We start from the raw sequence: 16694 nt of genomic DNA on the forward strand, positions 1-16694 counted from the left end.
GAGGGGATTTTTTATGCAGGCCGGTCTTCCGGGGGAGGGCTGTCCTGTTCCACGGTTTGGAGGGCATGCAGGCTGATTTTATGCCTTTTGCATAATTCCGCCACCCGGCCGCGTTCCAGCAAAATAGTCTTGCCCGCTTCCAGGGCGATCTGCCTGACGCCGCATTCCGCGCACGTTTCAATGGTGACGGGGCCGACGGTGGGGATGTCAAAACGCATGTCGTGCCCCAGACGGGCCACTTTGGCCAGCGTGGCCGGTTTGCCGTTGCCCAGTTTCCCGCCGCGCCGTATGCAGTTGTTGGTGCCTTCAATCGCTTCCACGGCGATGACGGTGCCGCCGTGCACGATAACGGACTGCCCGATGTGGAGGCGGCTGATTTCCTTGGCCACCTGCATGCCGAAGCGGGCATCCTCCCATTGTTCAGGCGTGGGAAGCGGTCCGGCGATATGCCCCGGCTGCGGCATGTGCTCCTCCATGTAGGTGGAGGCCGGGAGGATGGTGAACCCTTCCTTTTCCGCTTCCGTGATGACGGCCCCAAGCAGGGAGTCCGCATTCTTTTCCGGCATGCGCATCAATACGGAAAGGGCGCGGAGATCCGGGCGGAGGGAGAGAATGTTCTTCGGATTGATGCCGCCGGCCATGATGACGTTCCTGACGCCGTGCTTTTTCAGGAAGGAAAACGGCTTGCTTATCTGGCCCACGCTGAATTCCTGGTAAGCGTCGCACAGGGGGATGACGGCGGGGTTGGTTTCCCCCTTGAACCCTACGGCCACGATACGCAATTCCGGCGTCCGGCGGCGTGCGCCCCGGACAATATATTCCGGATAAACGCCGTCTCCGGCTACCAGGCCTAATACGGGCGGGTCTGTTGTCATGCGGCGTGAAGCTGGGGGAACGGTGCTGGTTACAGGTATTCCGGGCGCTGGAGCAATTCCGCCACGCGCTTGAGCAGGCGTCCGATGTCCGCTCCGTCCACCACGCGGTGGTCTCCCGTAGCCACGATGTTGGCCTTGGAGATGGGAATGAACGCCTCCACTTCGTCACTCCAGACCGGGGTTTTGGTGACGGCTCCCACCCCCAGGATAATGGATTCGCTGGGCATGGGCATGGGCGCGGCAAAAGTGAGGCCGAAGCCGCCGAAGTTGGTGACCGTGGCGATGCCCCCCGTGCTGTCTTCCGGCGCCAGCCTGCGGCGGCGCGCCTGGGCAATCAGCCTGTTATAGTCTTCCAGCAGTTCTTCCATCGTCCGTTCGTTCACGCGGCGCAGCACGGGAACCATGACGCCGTCCGCCACCTGGGCGGCGATGCCGATGTCAATCGTTTTGGGAGAAAGAATGTTTTCCCCCACCAGGTAGCCGGCGCATTCCGGGCTTTCCGCCAGGGCCAGGGCCAGGGCGCGGGCAAAGTACAGGGTGATGCCGGGCCGCAGCGGGGAATTTTGCCTGTGCTTGATGAGAGGATCCATGAATACGGGGCGCCCGGCGGAGGCCAGGGGACGCGTCCAGCTGCGGCGCATGGCGTCCGCCACGGCCAGCCGCATGGATGAGGCCTTGCGGTTCGGCCATTGGCTGACATATTCCAGGAATTCCTCCAGGTCGTCAATGGTGACGCGCCCGCCCGCCCCGGAACCGGAGATGAAAGCGATGTCGGAGGCTCTCATGCCCAATTCATCCATGCGCGCCTTCATCCGGGGGGACATGTAATGCGCGCCCTTCATGCCGGCGGGTACGGGAAGGCCGCGCACGCTGGGCTGGACTTTCAGGTCCGTGCCGTTTTCCTGGTAGGATTCCCCCGTCACTCCGAAATGGACGCCCGCGGGTTGTTCCTCCCGGGGAGGGGCGGAGGGCGCGGCCTGGGGAACGGATTCCGGACTGGCTGGAAGGGACGGCTGGGTGGAGTCTCCGGCCGGAGTCGCTCCGGAACGCTCAATTTCCTCTTCCGTGGCCTCAATCATGGCCATGCAGGCGCCGACCACGACGGATTCCCCTTCCTTGATGAACACATCGCTCAGGATGCCGCCGCACATGGTGGTGACCCCCATGGTGGCCTTGTTGGTTTCTACCTCAAAGATTTCCTGGTCGGCTTCTACGGTATCGCCCTGGGCCGCCAGCAGGCGCAGCACGGTGGCTTCCGCAATGGAATCCCCGAGCTGGGGCATCAGAATGGGTACTTTAGGCATGATGGAAACTGGGTTGAATCAAATGGATAAAAGATGGCGGATGGAGGCGGCGATGGATTCCAGCGTGGGGCGGTGCGCCTTCCAGAGGTTGGGGTGCTGGGGGATGGGGGTATCCCGCGCGTTGAGCCTCTGGGGCGGAGCGTCCAGCAGGTGGAAGCCTTCCGCGACAATGCGCGAAACAACCTCCGCCGTGACGCCGCCCCACGGAAAGTCTTCCCCGACGACCAGGACGCGGCCGGTGCGCGCTACGGAGGCGATGACGGTATCCATGTCCAGCGGGCGCACCGTCCGGAGATCCACGACCTCCACTTCATAGCCGCTTTCCTTTTCAAGCAGGTCTGCCGCGCGCACGGCTTCCGGCACCATGGCGCTGTACGCCACCACGGTGGCGTGCTTCCCCGTGCGGGCGATCCTGGCCATGCCGAACGGGATGGCCGGGGCTTCCCGGTAGTTGTCCTCCGCCTTCAGCCAGCGGTACAGGAATTTGTGTTCCAGAAAAATGACGGGGTCCGGAATTTCCACGGCCTGGCGCAGCATCCAGTAGGCATCCGCTACCGTGGCCGGAGTCATGACGTGCAGGCCCGGATAATGGGCGAACAAAGCCTCCAGGCTCTGGCTGTGGAAAGGGCCGGTGCCGGGGGTTCCCCCGCAGGGCAGGCGCACCGTAATGTTGGCGGGAACGCCCGTGCGGTAGTAATGGGTGGCCGCCATGTTGACAATCTGGTTGAAAGCGATCGTGCTGAAATCGGCAAACTGTATTTCCATAATGGGCTTCTTGCCCATGACGGCGGCCCCGGTCACCATGCCGGCCATGGCGTCCTCACTGATGGGGGAGTCAATGACCCGGTCCGGGAACAGCTCCTTGAGGCCCTTGGTCGCTTTGAAAGCGCCGCCGAAAACGCCTATGTCCTGCCCGTACAGAAAGACGTCCCTGTCTTCCGTAAGCAGGTCTTTCTGGGCGTCGTGGATGGCATCAATGTATGTTACGCTCATGGGAATCTTCCGTTTGCTGGCTTAATAAGGTCTCCATACCGTGGCGTTCCAGTCTTCCCGGAAGGGGTCCGGCTCCGGTTCCCGCTGCGCGGTGGCTACGGCCAGCTGGACTTCGTCGGCATACTGTTTTTTCAGAGCCGCCGTTTCTTCCGGCGTGAGCCAGCCGGCTGCCAGCAGCTGCCGTTCCGCGACCGCCACGGGGTCTTTTTTTTCATATTCCTCTTTCAGCTCCCTGGGGATGTAGGAGGCGTCGTCATGCTCCCCGTGCCCGCACATGCGGAGGGTCTTGGCAAGCACCCACTGGGGCCCCCGGCCTTCCCTCGCGTTCTTGACGGCGGCCCGGAAGGTTTCCAGCGTGGCCATGAAGTCCGTGCCGTCCGTTTCATGCACGGTGAATCCGTAGCCGCGGCCCCTGTCCGCCAGGGAGGCTTCTCCGAATTCCCTGATATTGGGAGTAGAGTAGGCAAATTGATTATTGGTCACCACGAGCACCAGCGGCAGCCGCTCCACCTTCGCCATATTGGCGGCTTCATGGAAAGCTCCTGTGGACGTGGTGCCGTCTCCGCAGAAAGCCACTCCCACGGGGCCGGGCAGTTTGCCGTCCAGGCGCTTGGCGAAAAGGCAGCCGATGACGAAAGCCACCGTGCTGCCCAGATGGCTGATGGGAGCCATATAGCCTTCCGCGGGCAGGCCCCGGTGGACATTGCCGTCCCGCCCTTTCATGCATCCCAGGGCGGAACCCAGGTAGGCGCGCGCCGCTTCAATAATCGGTTCCCCCCAGGCGACGCGTGCCGCCTGTTCCCGGATGAACGGGGCGATGACATCGTAGCCGGCAGTCAGAAAGACGCCTCCGCACGCGGCAATCGCTTCATGCCCGCGGCCCAGATAAACGCCCCCCGTAATTTTGCCCGCTTTGTAAAGGCTGGAAATTTTGGTGTCGAAGGCCCGCGCCAGCAACATGGCCTTGAAAGCCCTGACGGCATTTTCCTTTAAGTCCGGTTGTGTAGTGTCGCAATGTGCCACCCCATTATTCTATATGCTGCATAAGGAAATGCAATGCCATTTCATGAAACTGCCTGAGACTTTATGTCCGCGGGAGCGGGGCCGCGCCGCAGGGCGGTCCCGGGCCGCCGGAAGCGCTTTTGCGTCTTCTGTTCCCGCCGCGGAAAACTTTTCGCGAACGCCGCCGGAACAGGGGGGCGGAGCGCGCTTATTTTCCCCATGGCAGGGGCCGTGAAAGGCTCCTGCCGCCTTGTTGCGGCAGGAGTTCCCGCATGCCGTGCATGAGGGGCATTGACGATGCGTATTTCGAATCCGCTGTTCACGCTGCGGTTTGACAGGAAAAGTCTTAGAAAATATCCCGCTTATCCCAAAATATGTCCTCAGTGAAACGGCAGGCGCGCGTTACCCCCGGAGAACAGCGGCGGCCAGTATCCGAAGGATCATGAGAGACAAATGCAATTTTTTTATTATCAATACATTTCTCATTCACACAGAACACGCGTTTTCCATGACGGCACAAAAAATGCATATCCTACTAAAATAATAGGATTGACAGCGGATTCGAAATCCGCTATTTAGCGGGCCTTCCAATATTAATGATTCTTTTTAAAAGATATGAGACTTATTCTTCCATTGCCGTTGCGCCGCTTCCTGCTGGGTCGTCTTCTGTTTTCCGTAACGCTGGCGACTGCCGCTTCCGGGGCGGAATTCGTGGTGGACGCCGCCCAGGCAACCAACCCGGGGCAGCATGTGTATAACACGCTTCAGGAACTGGCTGCTTCCGGAACGCTGTCTTCCGGGGATACCGTCATTCTGCACAATGACGATTCCTCGCTGACTGGCGGTCTGACGGTAGCCGTTAATTTCCGGTCCAATGATCCGGATACTTTCCGCACCATCGATTTGGCAAAATTGGGGGGAGGGGACTGTTTATATAGATTCAACTTCAATCCCTTTAGGCCCGACTCTTCTGGAGATCCCGATATGTCAGGAGTTCTTGACGTGAACGGAGTTGGCACTTTAATGCTGGATTCTATCATTCTGAGTAATGGTCGTGGCCTACAGATGGATGAGTACGCCCTTGCTACAAAAATAATAGGCGATATTCAATTTAAGAATTCTTCTGGGAGAGCCGCCATCTATGCCGAAAATGTCGTTTACGACGTCAATGCCAGCCTCAGAAGAGCTATCTCCCTGACATTGGAAGATAACACAGTTTTCTCCAATAATGATCGTGCTATAAAGATTTGTGATACAAGAATCGCAATAGGAGATAACGCCATATTCTCCGGTAATAGGGACGATACTGAAAAAGATGGCGGAGGTGCGATTTGGTGCAGAAATGGAGGTATCATCATAGGGGATAACGCCCTCTTCTCCGGCAATTATGTTGACATGGATTCACGAAACTCCTGGGGTGGAGTATTTTTAGATGACATGGGCGGAAGTACAATAACTGTAGGGGAGAATGCCCTTTTTATCGGCAACTATGTTTCTTCTAACTCCGACTGTGCTACTGGTGGTGTGATGTGGGTCAGGAAGTATGGATTGTACGACAATGTTAAAGATACTGGGGCGATATCCATGGGAGCCAATGCTACATTCATCAATAATTATGCATTCAGTGATTCCGGCAATGCTCTTGGGGGTGTCATTTACTCTGACGCGGATATCTCTTTCAGCGACGGGGCAACTTTCATCAACAACTATGCCAAGACCTCAGGAGGAGCCATAGAATTAGGAGGGAAACTCGACCTTTTCGCCCTGACGAAGGACGTGCTTTTCAGCGGCAACATGACCGGGGGTGTTTTCACCCGCCATGACGACGGCAGCTTCTCCGTGAAAAACGGCATCGCCAATGCTATTTCCATGTCCGATTACTTGACTATTTCAGAACAGGTTGCTCCTGTGCCTACGCTGACATTTGCCGCGGAAGAGGGGCGTGAAATCCGCTTCAACGACCCGATTACCAGCCGGAATGAACACTCCGACCGTCCACTTACTCTCACGCTCAACCGTTACACGGATGAGGAAGGGAAGGTTCACGACACAAACGGAACCATCATCTTCAGCGGCGAACTCTACCAGGGGGATGAAGCCCACCTCGCCGCCAGCCGGTACAACAACTTCGTGGCCGACACCACCCTCTATGGCGGCTCCCTCCTGCTGAGCGGCAACGCCGTCTTCGGCAGGAATATCGAGGACATCATTAACGACCAAGGCTCCTCCCTGACGGTACGGCAGGGCACGCTGGAAATCACCGGAGGAAGCACGGCCAACGCCACCTCCTTCTCCCTCTCCGGCAGGGACGCCGTGCTGCGCCCCGGAGACAGCGCCTTCATCAACGCCAACACCGCCGACTTCTCCCGCGGCTTCACCTTCGACATGCGCCACCAGCTCCAGGCCGGGCCGGACTTCGGCCCGGGCCTGACGCTCTCCGCGGCTCAATCCTTCACGGCCGGAGGCCTTATCGGCGTGGCGGACACGGGCTCCAACGCCCCGTACTTCTACGCGGACCGCTCCTGGAAACAGGACCGCGTCTTCCACGTGCTGACAGACGCGGAACACACCCTTCAGGGAAACTTTGACGGGGTCGTCTCCCAGGCCACGGGAACGGACCGGGTGGACTCCCCCTACTCCTACACGGGAACCTGGAGCCACCGGTGGACGGACGCCGACGGAGACGGCTATGCCGAACAGCTCCAGCTGGTCTGGAAGGCGGACGGAACCCCCATCAGCAGCATTGACCCGGAACTGGCCGGTGAGCTGGCCTTCAACTCCCTCTGGAGCTCGGCCTCCAACGCGGCGGCCCTGGGCGGCAATGTCCTTTCCCGCCTGAACGCCTTCCGCCTGGCCGACAAGCATGCGCACGACCTCTGGGGCATGGGCCTGGGAGACTTCGCCCGGCAGCGCAGCCGGGGAGGCGTGGACGGCTACGACTACAACGGAGGCGGCTACTCCGTGGGGGCGGACAGCGGGTTCGGCCATGACAACGGCATCTGGGGGATCGCCTTCGGCCAGCTCTACGGGCATGCCAAAAGCCGGGACTTCCAGGGCCGGAACACGCAGGACACCCGGATGGGCTCCCTGTACTGGGGCCGTCTGCTGGAAGAAAGCAGCAGGCGCGCCCGCTGGACCTTCAAGGGAAGCCTCACGTGGGCGGAGACGCACAACAAAATGAACAGCCGCCTGGGCGGAGCTCCGGCATCCACAGCCAAATGGAACAACGAAACGTGGCTGGCGCAGGCGGAAGTGTCCCGGACGGCGGACTATGCCGGAGGGTGGAGGCTGACGCCCTTCCTGAGGGTGGAATTCACGCACGGCACGCAGGACGCCTTCCGGGAACAGGGAGGGTACGGCCGTGATTTCGGAGGGGCGACGCTGAAGCGCCTGTCCATTCCCGTGGGGCTGGAAATAGGCAGGACGGACGAATGGAAGGGAAGGCCGTGGGCGCAGGCCCTGCGCGTGTCCTACGTGGGAGACGTCCTGCAGGACGCGCCGGAAGGAACGGTGTACAGCCCGTACAGCGACATGAGCTGGAGGGGGAGGGCGGTGAGCCCGGAACGGCACGGCCTGCGCGCGGAGTACAACACGTCCCTGCAGTGCAATGAGCGCTGGAGCGTGTACGGAGGCTACAGCCTGGAAGCGAGAGGAAACTCCCTGTACCACCGCGTCAATGCCGGCGTGGCCAGGAGTTTCTAGAAGGCTCTTCGAGGAACTCAACTATAAACATCATCCTATTATTTCAGCATGAATATACGCAAAAAAGTGATATTTGCCGTCATGGCGCTGGCCATTCCTTCATCATGGGCGGATATTCCGGAATCCTCCGTACCCGCCGCGGCCGTCTCCGCCGTTAAAGGCGCTTGGCCCAGGGCCGGCTTCATTGAATGGGACGCCAGCGGGTCAGGAAAACTTTATGAAGCCGAGTTCAAAATTAACGGTTTTGAATTTGACGTCAAAGTGACTCCTGAAGGAAAGATCATCCGGGTGAAGGAAGAGATAGCGGTATCTTCCCTTCCTGAGCCGGTTCGCGCGGCCGCTTTGAAGCCGTACCCCGGCGGCAGAATCAGAGAGGCGGACAAAGTGACGGAAGGAGAACTCATCCGTTACAAGGTGGAGGTAGTGGACAATCTGGACGATTACGATGTTCTGCTGACTCCGGACGGCACGATCCTTTACGTTGACCATTAAACGGCTCTGCCCATAGGGGAACTCCGTGTCCTGCCGGGTGAATGCCGGCGTGGCCCGGAGCTTCCGGGAACAATTCTTCAGTAATACCTGAAGTCATCAAGGAAGTAAGGAGGGGGCGTTTTCCGCGCAGGCCGCGGGAGGCGCCCCCTCTGATTGACGGGCGATCGTCGGCACGATGACGATGTTTTGCCGGCACCGGATGGCGTTTGTTTTTTCCATTTCCCCTGTGCGCGGCGCGGCATGCGCCCAGGTGGAGGCTGTGGGCCGGCGGCCGGGCCAGGCAGCCCGGACAGGTTTCCAGAGGATGATTTTTCCTCCGCAGCGCGGCGCGGAATTATTCCCTGCCGCGGGCGTTCAGGAAAATGAACACGTAATACAGCAGCATGGCCAGGGAGGAAAGCGCGCCTACCACGTAAGTCATGGCGGCCCAGAACAGGGCGCTTTTGGCCTTTCCATGGTCGAAATAATTCATCAGGCGGGAGCGGTCCAGCCATTTCAAAGCCCTGGCGGAGGCGTCAAATTCCACGGGAAGCGTGATGAACGCGAAGACCGTGGTCACGGCAAACAGACCGATGCCCAGCCCCAGCACCCACGGAGAGCCGCCCATGGCCAGCAGCACAATGCCGATCATCAGCACCATGCCCACCAGGTTGGAGGAGAGCTGGACGATGGGAACCAGCGCGGACCGCAGGCCCAGCCAGTGGTAAGCCTGGGCGTGCTGCACGGCATGCCCCACTTCATGGGCGGCGACGGCCGCGGCGGCGATGCTGTTGGAATTGTAAACGGACTCGCTCAGGTTGACGGTTTTATTTGCCGGATTGTAATGGTCCGTCAGATGGCCGGGCGTGGAAATCACTTTCACGTCCGTAATATGGTTGTCCTTCAGCATCTGCTCCGCCACCTCCCGCCCTGTGACGGGAATGGGAATCTGGGAATATTCGCTGAAGCGGCTCTTCATGCGCGCGCTGACCAGCCAGCTCAGAAGCATGGAACCCAGCAGAATCAGCCAGTAAATGGTATAGGAATGCGTTGGCGCGGTTTCCGCCGTCTGCACCGTATAGGAAAGGAGATCGATATTGAATAGCTCAATCATTGCAAATTTGACCTTATATCACTAGGCTTTGTTGAATCCAGAGGGCGCCGTGTCAGCCTCCGGGGGAGTCCCCGGCTTCTGTCATACGGAATAATGGCATTTATTAAGAAACGGGAATCCTTTTGCGGATGTTTCGCGACAGGTGGGCCATCCATGAAATGAATCCGGGCATGGCGGGGTTTCTTGTCGCCAAAAAGCGGATGGTGGAGTTGAATGGCGGCATGCAACAGGGTATTGTTTATTTGCTTGGAGCGGGTCCCGGCGACCCCGGGCTGATCACCGTCCGCGGGCGGGAACTGCTGGGAATGGCGGAAGTGCTGGTATATGATGCGCTGAGTTCGGCGGAAATGCTGAACTGGGCCCCTGCTGCATGCGAAAGGATTTTTGTGGGGAAGCGGGCTTCCCGCCACGCCCTGCCGCAGGAGGAAATCAACGCCCTGCTGGTCAGGCTGGGCCGTGCCGGGAAAAAAGTGGTGCGCCTGAAGGGGGGCGACCCCTACGTCTTCGGGCGCGGGGGGGAGGAGGCGGACGCCCTGCATGAAGCGGGCATCCCGTTTGAAGTGATTCCGGGCGTTACTTCCGCCATTGCGGGGCCGGCCTACGCGGGCATTCCGGTGACGCACCGCAGGTATTGCACGCAGTTCACCGTATTCACAGGGCATGAAGACGTGAACAAGAAGGCGTCTTCCCTGGACCTGAAGGGAATAGCGGGAGCGCAGGGCACGAAAATCATGCTGATGGGAATGCAGAAACTGGCGGATGTGTGCGAAGCCCTGATCGGGTACGGGCAGGAGCCGTCTGCGCCTGCCGCCGCCGTCCAGTGGGCCACCACGGGCGTTCAGCGTACGGTTACGGGCACTGTGAAAACACTGCCCGCCAGGGTGCAAAAGGCCGGTTTGAGCGCTCCCGCAGTAGTGGTCATCGGGGATGTGGTGAAAGAACGCGAGTCCCTGAACTGGTTTGAACAGCTGCCTCTGTTCGGCAAGCGCATCGTGGTGACGCGCACCCGCGCCCAGGCAGGGGAATTGAGCGCGCGCCTGCGCCGTCTGGGGGCGGAAGTGCTGGAGATGCCTGTCATACGCATTGCCCCGCCCTCCAACAGGAGGGAATTTGCGGAAAGCGTGGTGCACGCCCACACGTATGACTGGCTGGTGTTTTCCAGCCCCAACGGGGTGGAGCGCTTCTTCCAGGCGTTTTTTGCCGTGTACAGGGACATCCGGAGCATTGGCGGAGCCAGGATTGCGGCCATCGGGCCGGGGACGGAGGCGAAGCTCCGGGAATACGGGCTGGCCGTGGATATCATGCCTAAGAAGTTTGTGGCGGAAGGCCTCGTTAAAGCGTTCAGGGACGCGCGCGAAGAAATCGGAAGCATTGAGCACAGCACTTTCCTGTGGGTGCGCGGAGAAGAAGCCCGCCGCGTGATTTATGACGGGTTGAATGCTCTGGGCGCCATCGTGGATGAATGCATCGCCTACAAGACGGAGGCGGAAACGGAGGATGCGGCGGGAGCCCAGGAGGCTTTCCGCGAACATGGGGCGGACATTGTGACGTTCACCAGTTCCTCCACGGCGGAGAACTTCTTCAAGCTGGGGCTTCCGTGGCCGGAGGGCTGCCGGGCCGCCAGCATCGGCCCGGTAACCACGGCAACCCTCAAGGAACTGGGGCATGCCCCTTCAATTACGGCGAAAACACACGATATCAACGGTCTGGTGGAAGCCATCGTCAAGGCCGCCGGCAAATAGGGAAAACGGCGCGGCCGGCGTGAAATGCCGGGCCGGGCAGATGGAAGACACGAGGCGCGGGGAGGCCGTCTAAAAGCCGTTGACGGCTTCCCAGCCGATGACCTTCCCGTTTTCAAACAGGACATTGCAGGAAACGGGCGGACGGCTGCCCAGGGGCATCGTGACGCCTATCCCGGCGCCTGTGCCGGAATCCCAACCCCGGAATCCTCCTCCGCCCAAACCCACGGACCAGCCCGTGCCGTTCTGCGTGTAAATCCACCGTTCCGTGTTTTTCCCGTTCATGCTGCCCGCCATTTTCTGTTCGGGTTCTCCCCATGCCAGCAGAACCGCCGTGGGGGACATTCCTTTTGCCAGCTCCCCGCGCGCCACTTTGGCCTGATGCTCCTTCGGGAGCTGCTCGTAAGCCGGCATATTCTCCGCAATGCGGTCGGACGGCGTGGGGGTGCAGGCTGCCAGCAGCACGAGGCAGGAGGGAAGAAGAACGAAAGAAAGGCCAGTTTTCATCATCCCGTAAATAGCACGGCGGCGGATGCCTGACAAGATGGCGGAGCGGCTTCCCGGGAAAATGGAGATGAAAGGATCCGTTATTTTGACATAAAAGCGCGCTTTTCCCGTAAGTACATAATTGGTTATTGACAAGCATGGGGGGTAGGGGAGTAGGAATTCACCTCCAACTGCAACGCCCCCTTTCCCGAAGCGGGCGCCGCCTTTATTGTTCAGCACTTTTTCCGAGCCGCCGATATGTCCAAAACGTTAATTATAGCAGAAAAGCCGAGCGTCGCCACTGATTTGGCGAGAGTGCTGGGCAAAGAGCTTGGAAAATTCACCCGGGACAAGTCCGGGGCATTTTACCAGAATGACCGGGCCATCATCACCTCTGCCGTGGGGCATCTGCTGGAACAGAAAAAACCCATGACGGAAGAGGGAAAATCCCTGCCGTGGAAATTCGACTATCTGCCCGTCATCCCCCGGAAGTTTGAACTGGAACCCATCAAGCAGTCGGAAGACCGTTTGAAAAAGGTTCTTCAGCTTGCCAGAAGCAAGGAAGTCACGGAAATTGTCAACGCATGCGACGCCGGGCGTGAAGGGGAACTGATTTTTCACAATCTGGTGCGTTACGGAAAATGGACCAAGCCTACGCGGCGCCTGTGGATGCAGTCCATGACGGATGAGGCCATTCTCAACGCATGGCACGGCATGCGCAGCGAAGCTGACATGAAGCCCCTGACGAATGCCGCCGTGTGCCGTTCCGAATCAGACTGGCTGGTAGGGCTGAACAGCACCCGCGCCCTGACTATCCTGCAATCCCGCGGCGGCTTCAACGTCACCCCCGCCGGGCGCGTGCAGACGCCCACGCTGGCTATTCTGACGCAGAGGGAATTGGAAATCCAGGCGTTTGAGCCGGTTCCTTATTCGGAAGTATGGGCTGAATTTGACGTGCAGTCCGGCTCTTACTCCGGCCGCTGGATTGACCGTGACTGGAAGAAAAACGATCATCCCCATTCCCGCGCGGAACGCATCTGGGATCCGGAACAGGCAGCCGTTATCCGCGACCGCTGCCGCGGCAAGTCCGGCACGGTGACGGAAGAAAAAAAACCGGTCACGACGATTGCTCCGCTGTTGTATGACCTGACTTCCCTTCAGCGGGAAGCCGCCAACCGCTACGGCTTTTCCGCCAAGCGCACGCTGCAGCTGGCGCAGGAATGCTATGAAAAGCACAAGGTGCTCACTTATCCGCGTACAGACTCCCGCTACCTGCCGGAAGATTATCTGGGCAAGGTTTACGGCATCGTAGGCACGGTGGCGGAGCAGAATCCTGAATTCGCCCCCTTTGCCAGGGACATTCTGGACAACAAGCGCATCAAGCCCAACCGGCGCGTGTTTGATACGAAAAAGGTGAGCGACCACTTTGCCATCATCCCGACCGGGAAGATGGAGAAGCTTACCGGGGACGCGCAGAAGCTCTTTGAAATGGTCATGGCCCGCTTCCTGGCCGTCTTTTTCCCCGCCGCCGTGTTTGAAGACACGCGGAGAACCACGCTCATTACCCACCAGGACGGCGTGGCGGACGCTTTCCTGACCACGGGCCGGGTGCTTGTGGAGCCGGGCTGGCAGGCTGTTTACGGACGGAAAGCCGGCGCTTCCTCCAAGGAAGAACTGGTGCCCGTCCGCGACGGGGAGCAGGCCGCCTTGCGTGAAATTGAAATCCGCAACGCCATGACCAAGCCGCCCGCCCGGTACAATGAAGCCACGCTGCTGGCCGCCATGGAGGGAGCCGGGAAGCTGGTGCATGACGAAGAACTGGCCGCCGCCATGAGCGAACGCGGCCTGGGCACTCCCGCCACACGCGCCTCCATCATTGAGGGACTGATTTCCCAGGAATACATTGTCCGGGACGGCCGCGAACTTCTGGCGACGCGCCGCGGTATTGAGCTGATTGCCCTGCTGGAACGCATCGGCCTGAAAACGCTTACCTCCCCCAGCCTGACAGGGGAATGGGAATACAAGCTCAAGCAGATGGAACAGGCCGCCCTGCCGAGGGATTCCTTCATGGATGGCATTAAGACCCTGACCGGGGAAATCGTGAAGAGGGTGAAGGATTTCCGGGAAGCCCAGCAACAGGTGGAACTGCCGGAGATGGAACTGGACTGCCCTTCCTGCCATGCCCACGGCCTGAAGAACACGCTGGACGCCGTTTCCTGCCGTTCCTGCAAGTTCAGCATCCGCAAGGTTATCTCCGGCCGCGACATGACGGACGAAGAATTGAAAACTCTTATTGTGGACGGCAGAACGGGAATCCTCCACGGATTTACCTCCCGGTTCGGCAAGCCTTTTGAGGCGGGGCTGGAACTCAACGACAAATTCCGGGCTACGCTTTATTTCCCGGCGCGGGAAGAAGATGAGGCCGCAGGGGCGGAGGAAGCTGTGAAAGTGGCTTCCGTCACCATCCCGGACATGGGAGAGCATGATGTGATGGAAACGGCCAAGGCCTGGAAAATTCCTTCCCTGACCCTTGGAAAGGAACATGCCGCCGTTTCCGTCTCCCGGACTATTCTGGGGCGTGAAATCCCGCTGGACCAGGTATTGAAGATTCTGGCGGAAGGGAAATCCGATCTGATGAAGGGATTCATTTCACAGCGTACCAAGCGCCCGTTTGACGCTTATCTGGTCTTCAACGCGAAGACGGGAAAAATCGGTTTTGAATTCCCGCCGCGGGAAAGGAAATATCCCGCTAAAAACGCTGCCGGAAAAACGGAAGGCAAAGCGGAGAAGACGAGCCGGAACGCCGCCAAAACAGCCGGGAAAGACTCCAAATCCGGGGCTGCGTCCAAAAAGGGGCGCAAGCAATAACGCCGGCGGGAAAATGCCGCCGGGAACGGAGATTGAGGGAAGAGCCGGGAAAAAGCTTCTTTCCGGCCGTTCCCGTATGTTAGCTTGAAAGCGCACCCCCTGGATTCCTGACGATGAAATTCCTTTTCTTTGCTGTGCTGGCGTGGTGCGGCGCGGTTTGTGCGCCGGCGGAGGAATGCTCCTTTCCGGGGGAACGGGAATGGATTTCCAAATTTGGAGATGTGGTGAAGGGCAGTTTCCAGTCCTGCACAGGGGCCGGGGCAGTTCTGAAAATGGGGCGCAGGCGCGTGGAAATTCCGTTAACCCGTCTGGATGAGGAAGACGCCGCGCTTGCGGTTTCTCTGACGGGAGCGGAGGCGCGCCGGAATCTGAAACTGGCCGCGATGCTTTGGCCCTTCCTGATGAAGGAACTGGAAAAGGTAACGTGGACGCCGGCGGAAAAAGATATCCCGCCCCGGTATCAGGAGATGGCCCGGAGAAAAAATGCCGGAGCTTTGACGGGAACCAGGAAAGTGGATGGGCTGGTTTGCGCCACATCGCTTTCCATCATTCAGGGGCCTCCGGTCCGTATCCGGGAATACTTCCGTCCGCAGGCGCGTCCGGAAAGCGGCAGGGGGCAGAAGAATTTCGATGTGGTTCTGGAGCAGGGGAACCGTTGCGTTTATTATGATATGGGTAAGGGCGTTCTTATTCCTTCCAAATGCCTGTCTGAGGAACGCACGGAAATGCGCGCTCCCGTTTCCTTTCTGCTTCCTCAGGGGGAACAGCTTGCCGCAAGGGAAGCAAGGAACTACAGGAATGCGGACTACTCCCTGCTTGTGGAAAACCGCCCCGTCAGGGGAGCCTATGAAACGTGCAAGCCCAATTCCCTGGGAAGAAAAAAACTGGTCATATACTGGAATACGGAGGGTGAAATGGTTTGCGGCGTCATGAAGCTGGACTACGACAACATGCGCGTGGCCGCGTTATTTGACAGCAGACGGAAGCTGATGAATGCCCCTGGGCTGGGATATGCCGTGATTCTTTCCCGGCTGGAGAAAAAAGGCAGGAGCTTGAAGGAGAAAGGCCGTTACTATCATGTGGCGCTGGCCGCGGACGGCCTGCCCGTGTACCATCATGAAGGCCCGGAAGATGAGGCCGCCATGAACCCGCTGCTTTACGGGAAACTATGCGATTCCGAGAAAAAAGCGGCGCTGGCGGAGGAAAGAAAACGTGAACAGGCATGCCGGGCCAAGCGGGAGGCCCGGCGGCGCCTGGTGGAATCCGCCAGGAAGCGGAATACCTGAAACATTCCCTGTCCCCTTGATGCCGGAAGCGGCAAAGGAGAACGCTGCATATGCGGCAATACGGCGGGGGGAAAATGTTATTTTCCCGCCTGGAGGCAGCGGTAATAATAATCCACGCGGGAAATGAACCAGCTCCATTTATATCCGGGGCGCCCGTTAGTCATCAGCGGGGCGGGGCAATTCTTGCCGGACCAGTAGTTGTGGGGCACTACGTTGCGCAGGGGGACGTTGTAGCGCATCATCAGCAGAGCCGCCAGTTTGGCCGTTTTGTTGTAGATGACGACAGGGTTGTGCGTGGTGCATTCACACATTTCAATGGCTACGGAGTATTGGTCTCCCGGTCCGGAATGGTCCGCATGGTGGCCTGTTTCCGTAGTGGGGAGGTGCTGGTAGGCGCCGAATTGGTCCACAGTGAAGTGCCAGTTCAGGCTGCGGGATTTGCCGCTGTTCAGATAGCGGGAGTGGGCGTTGGCGTCTCCCTTGGGGTTGGCGGTGCTGTGGATGGTGATGAAGCGGGGACGCATGGAGGACGCGCGCTTGCGGGCATACGTATTTTTAGGCATGTAGGAAACTTTAATGCCTACTTCACGGCTCATCTGGCCGGGTGTGCGGGGGATTACCGACGCCTTTTGAATTTTAAAGGAGACGGCCGGAGGCCTCATTTTATCGTTCTGCGAACAGCTGCAGAACGTCAGGGCGGCGAATACGGCAAGAAAGCCCGTCCGGACAAATCTATATTCCATGCGTTTGTTCTAGAAACAGCCTGGAAGGATTGCAAGAAGAATTTGGAATTAGTTCACCTGAACTAATTGAGCTGCGCCATGAAGCTGCAGATGTACCCTGTGCAGATAAAA

12 protein-coding genes are annotated in these 16694 nt (G+C 59.2%); 5 read left to right on the forward strand and 7 right to left on the reverse strand.

Features of this window, described 5'->3' with window-relative positions:
- Window positions 1-11 precede the first annotated feature (11 nt).
- Genes O4G22_RS04635 through O4G22_RS04650 form a run of 4 tightly spaced genes read right to left on the reverse strand, consistent with a single transcriptional unit; the run spans window position 12 to window position 4195 of the window.
- Window positions 12-875 carry an LpxI family protein gene (locus tag O4G22_RS04635; RefSeq protein WP_094136515.1) on the reverse strand — a complete coding sequence of 288 codons (864 nt, stop codon included), beginning with the start codon at window positions 873-875 and terminating at the stop codon, window positions 12-14.
- Window positions 876-904: 29 nt separating this feature from the next.
- A complete protein-coding gene (locus tag O4G22_RS04640) occupies window positions 905-2179 on the reverse strand; it encodes a 2-oxo acid dehydrogenase subunit E2 (RefSeq protein WP_022197234.1) in 1275 nt (424 codons plus the stop codon).
- A gap of 18 nt (window positions 2180-2197) precedes the next feature.
- Window positions 2198-3172: an alpha-ketoacid dehydrogenase subunit beta gene (locus O4G22_RS04645; RefSeq protein ID WP_022197235.1), complete on the reverse strand. Its 975-nt coding sequence runs from the start codon at window positions 3170-3172 to the stop codon at window positions 2198-2200.
- A gap of 21 nt (window positions 3173-3193) precedes the next feature.
- Window positions 3194-4195: a thiamine pyrophosphate-dependent dehydrogenase E1 component subunit alpha gene (locus O4G22_RS04650; protein WP_233465527.1), complete on the reverse strand. Its 1002-nt coding sequence runs from the start codon at window positions 4193-4195 to the stop codon at window positions 3194-3196.
- 594 nt (window positions 4196-4789) lie between these two features.
- Between O4G22_RS04650 and O4G22_RS04655 the strand changes: the two genes are divergently transcribed.
- Both O4G22_RS04655 and O4G22_RS04660 read left to right on the forward strand, forming a co-directional pair.
- Complete coding sequence (locus tag O4G22_RS04655) at window positions 4790-7876, forward strand: autotransporter outer membrane beta-barrel domain-containing protein (RefSeq protein WP_306702284.1); 3087 nt, start codon at window positions 4790-4792, stop codon at window positions 7874-7876.
- A 48-nt stretch (window positions 7877-7924) separates the two neighbouring features.
- Window positions 7925-8368, forward strand: coding sequence for a hypothetical protein (locus O4G22_RS04660; protein ID WP_290489676.1), 444 nt, complete (start codon window positions 7925-7927; stop codon window positions 8366-8368).
- 334 nt (window positions 8369-8702) lie between these two features.
- Here O4G22_RS04660 and O4G22_RS04665 read toward each other — a convergent pair whose 3' ends face one another.
- Window positions 8703-9461, reverse strand: coding sequence for a zinc metallopeptidase (locus O4G22_RS04665; protein WP_218823912.1), 759 nt, complete (start codon window positions 9459-9461; stop codon window positions 8703-8705).
- 128 nt (window positions 9462-9589) lie between these two features.
- On the opposite strand from O4G22_RS04665, the gene cobA reads away from it, so the two are divergent.
- Window positions 9590-11203, forward strand: coding sequence for a uroporphyrinogen-III C-methyltransferase (gene cobA, locus O4G22_RS04670; protein ID WP_306702285.1), 1614 nt, complete (start codon window positions 9590-9592; stop codon window positions 11201-11203).
- 69 nt (window positions 11204-11272) lie between these two features.
- On the opposite strand, the gene O4G22_RS04675 is transcribed toward cobA, so the two are convergent.
- Window positions 11273-11710: a hypothetical protein gene (locus O4G22_RS04675; RefSeq protein WP_297673322.1), complete on the reverse strand. Its 438-nt coding sequence runs from the start codon at window positions 11708-11710 to the stop codon at window positions 11273-11275.
- Between the two features lie 234 nt (window positions 11711-11944).
- Between O4G22_RS04675 and O4G22_RS04680 the strand changes: the two genes are divergently transcribed.
- Together O4G22_RS04680 and O4G22_RS04685 are read left to right on the forward strand one after the other, a co-directional pair.
- Entirely contained in the window at window positions 11945-14554 is a 2610-nt protein-coding gene (locus tag O4G22_RS04680; protein ID WP_297546488.1) for a DNA topoisomerase, read from the forward strand.
- 113 nt (window positions 14555-14667) lie between these two features.
- Window positions 14668-15840: a hypothetical protein gene (locus tag O4G22_RS04685; protein WP_306702286.1), complete on the forward strand. Its 1173-nt coding sequence runs from the start codon at window positions 14668-14670 to the stop codon at window positions 15838-15840.
- Window positions 15841-15917: 77 nt separating this feature from the next.
- Here O4G22_RS04685 and O4G22_RS04690 read toward each other — a convergent pair whose 3' ends face one another.
- Complete coding sequence (locus O4G22_RS04690) at window positions 15918-16583, reverse strand: peptidoglycan recognition protein family protein (protein ID WP_306702287.1); 666 nt, start codon at window positions 16581-16583, stop codon at window positions 15918-15920.
- Window positions 16584-16694 lie beyond the last annotated feature (111 nt).

The organism is Akkermansia muciniphila (assembly GCF_030848305.1).
GTDB lineage: Bacteria > Verrucomicrobiota > Verrucomicrobiia > Verrucomicrobiales > Akkermansiaceae > Akkermansia > Akkermansia muciniphila_A.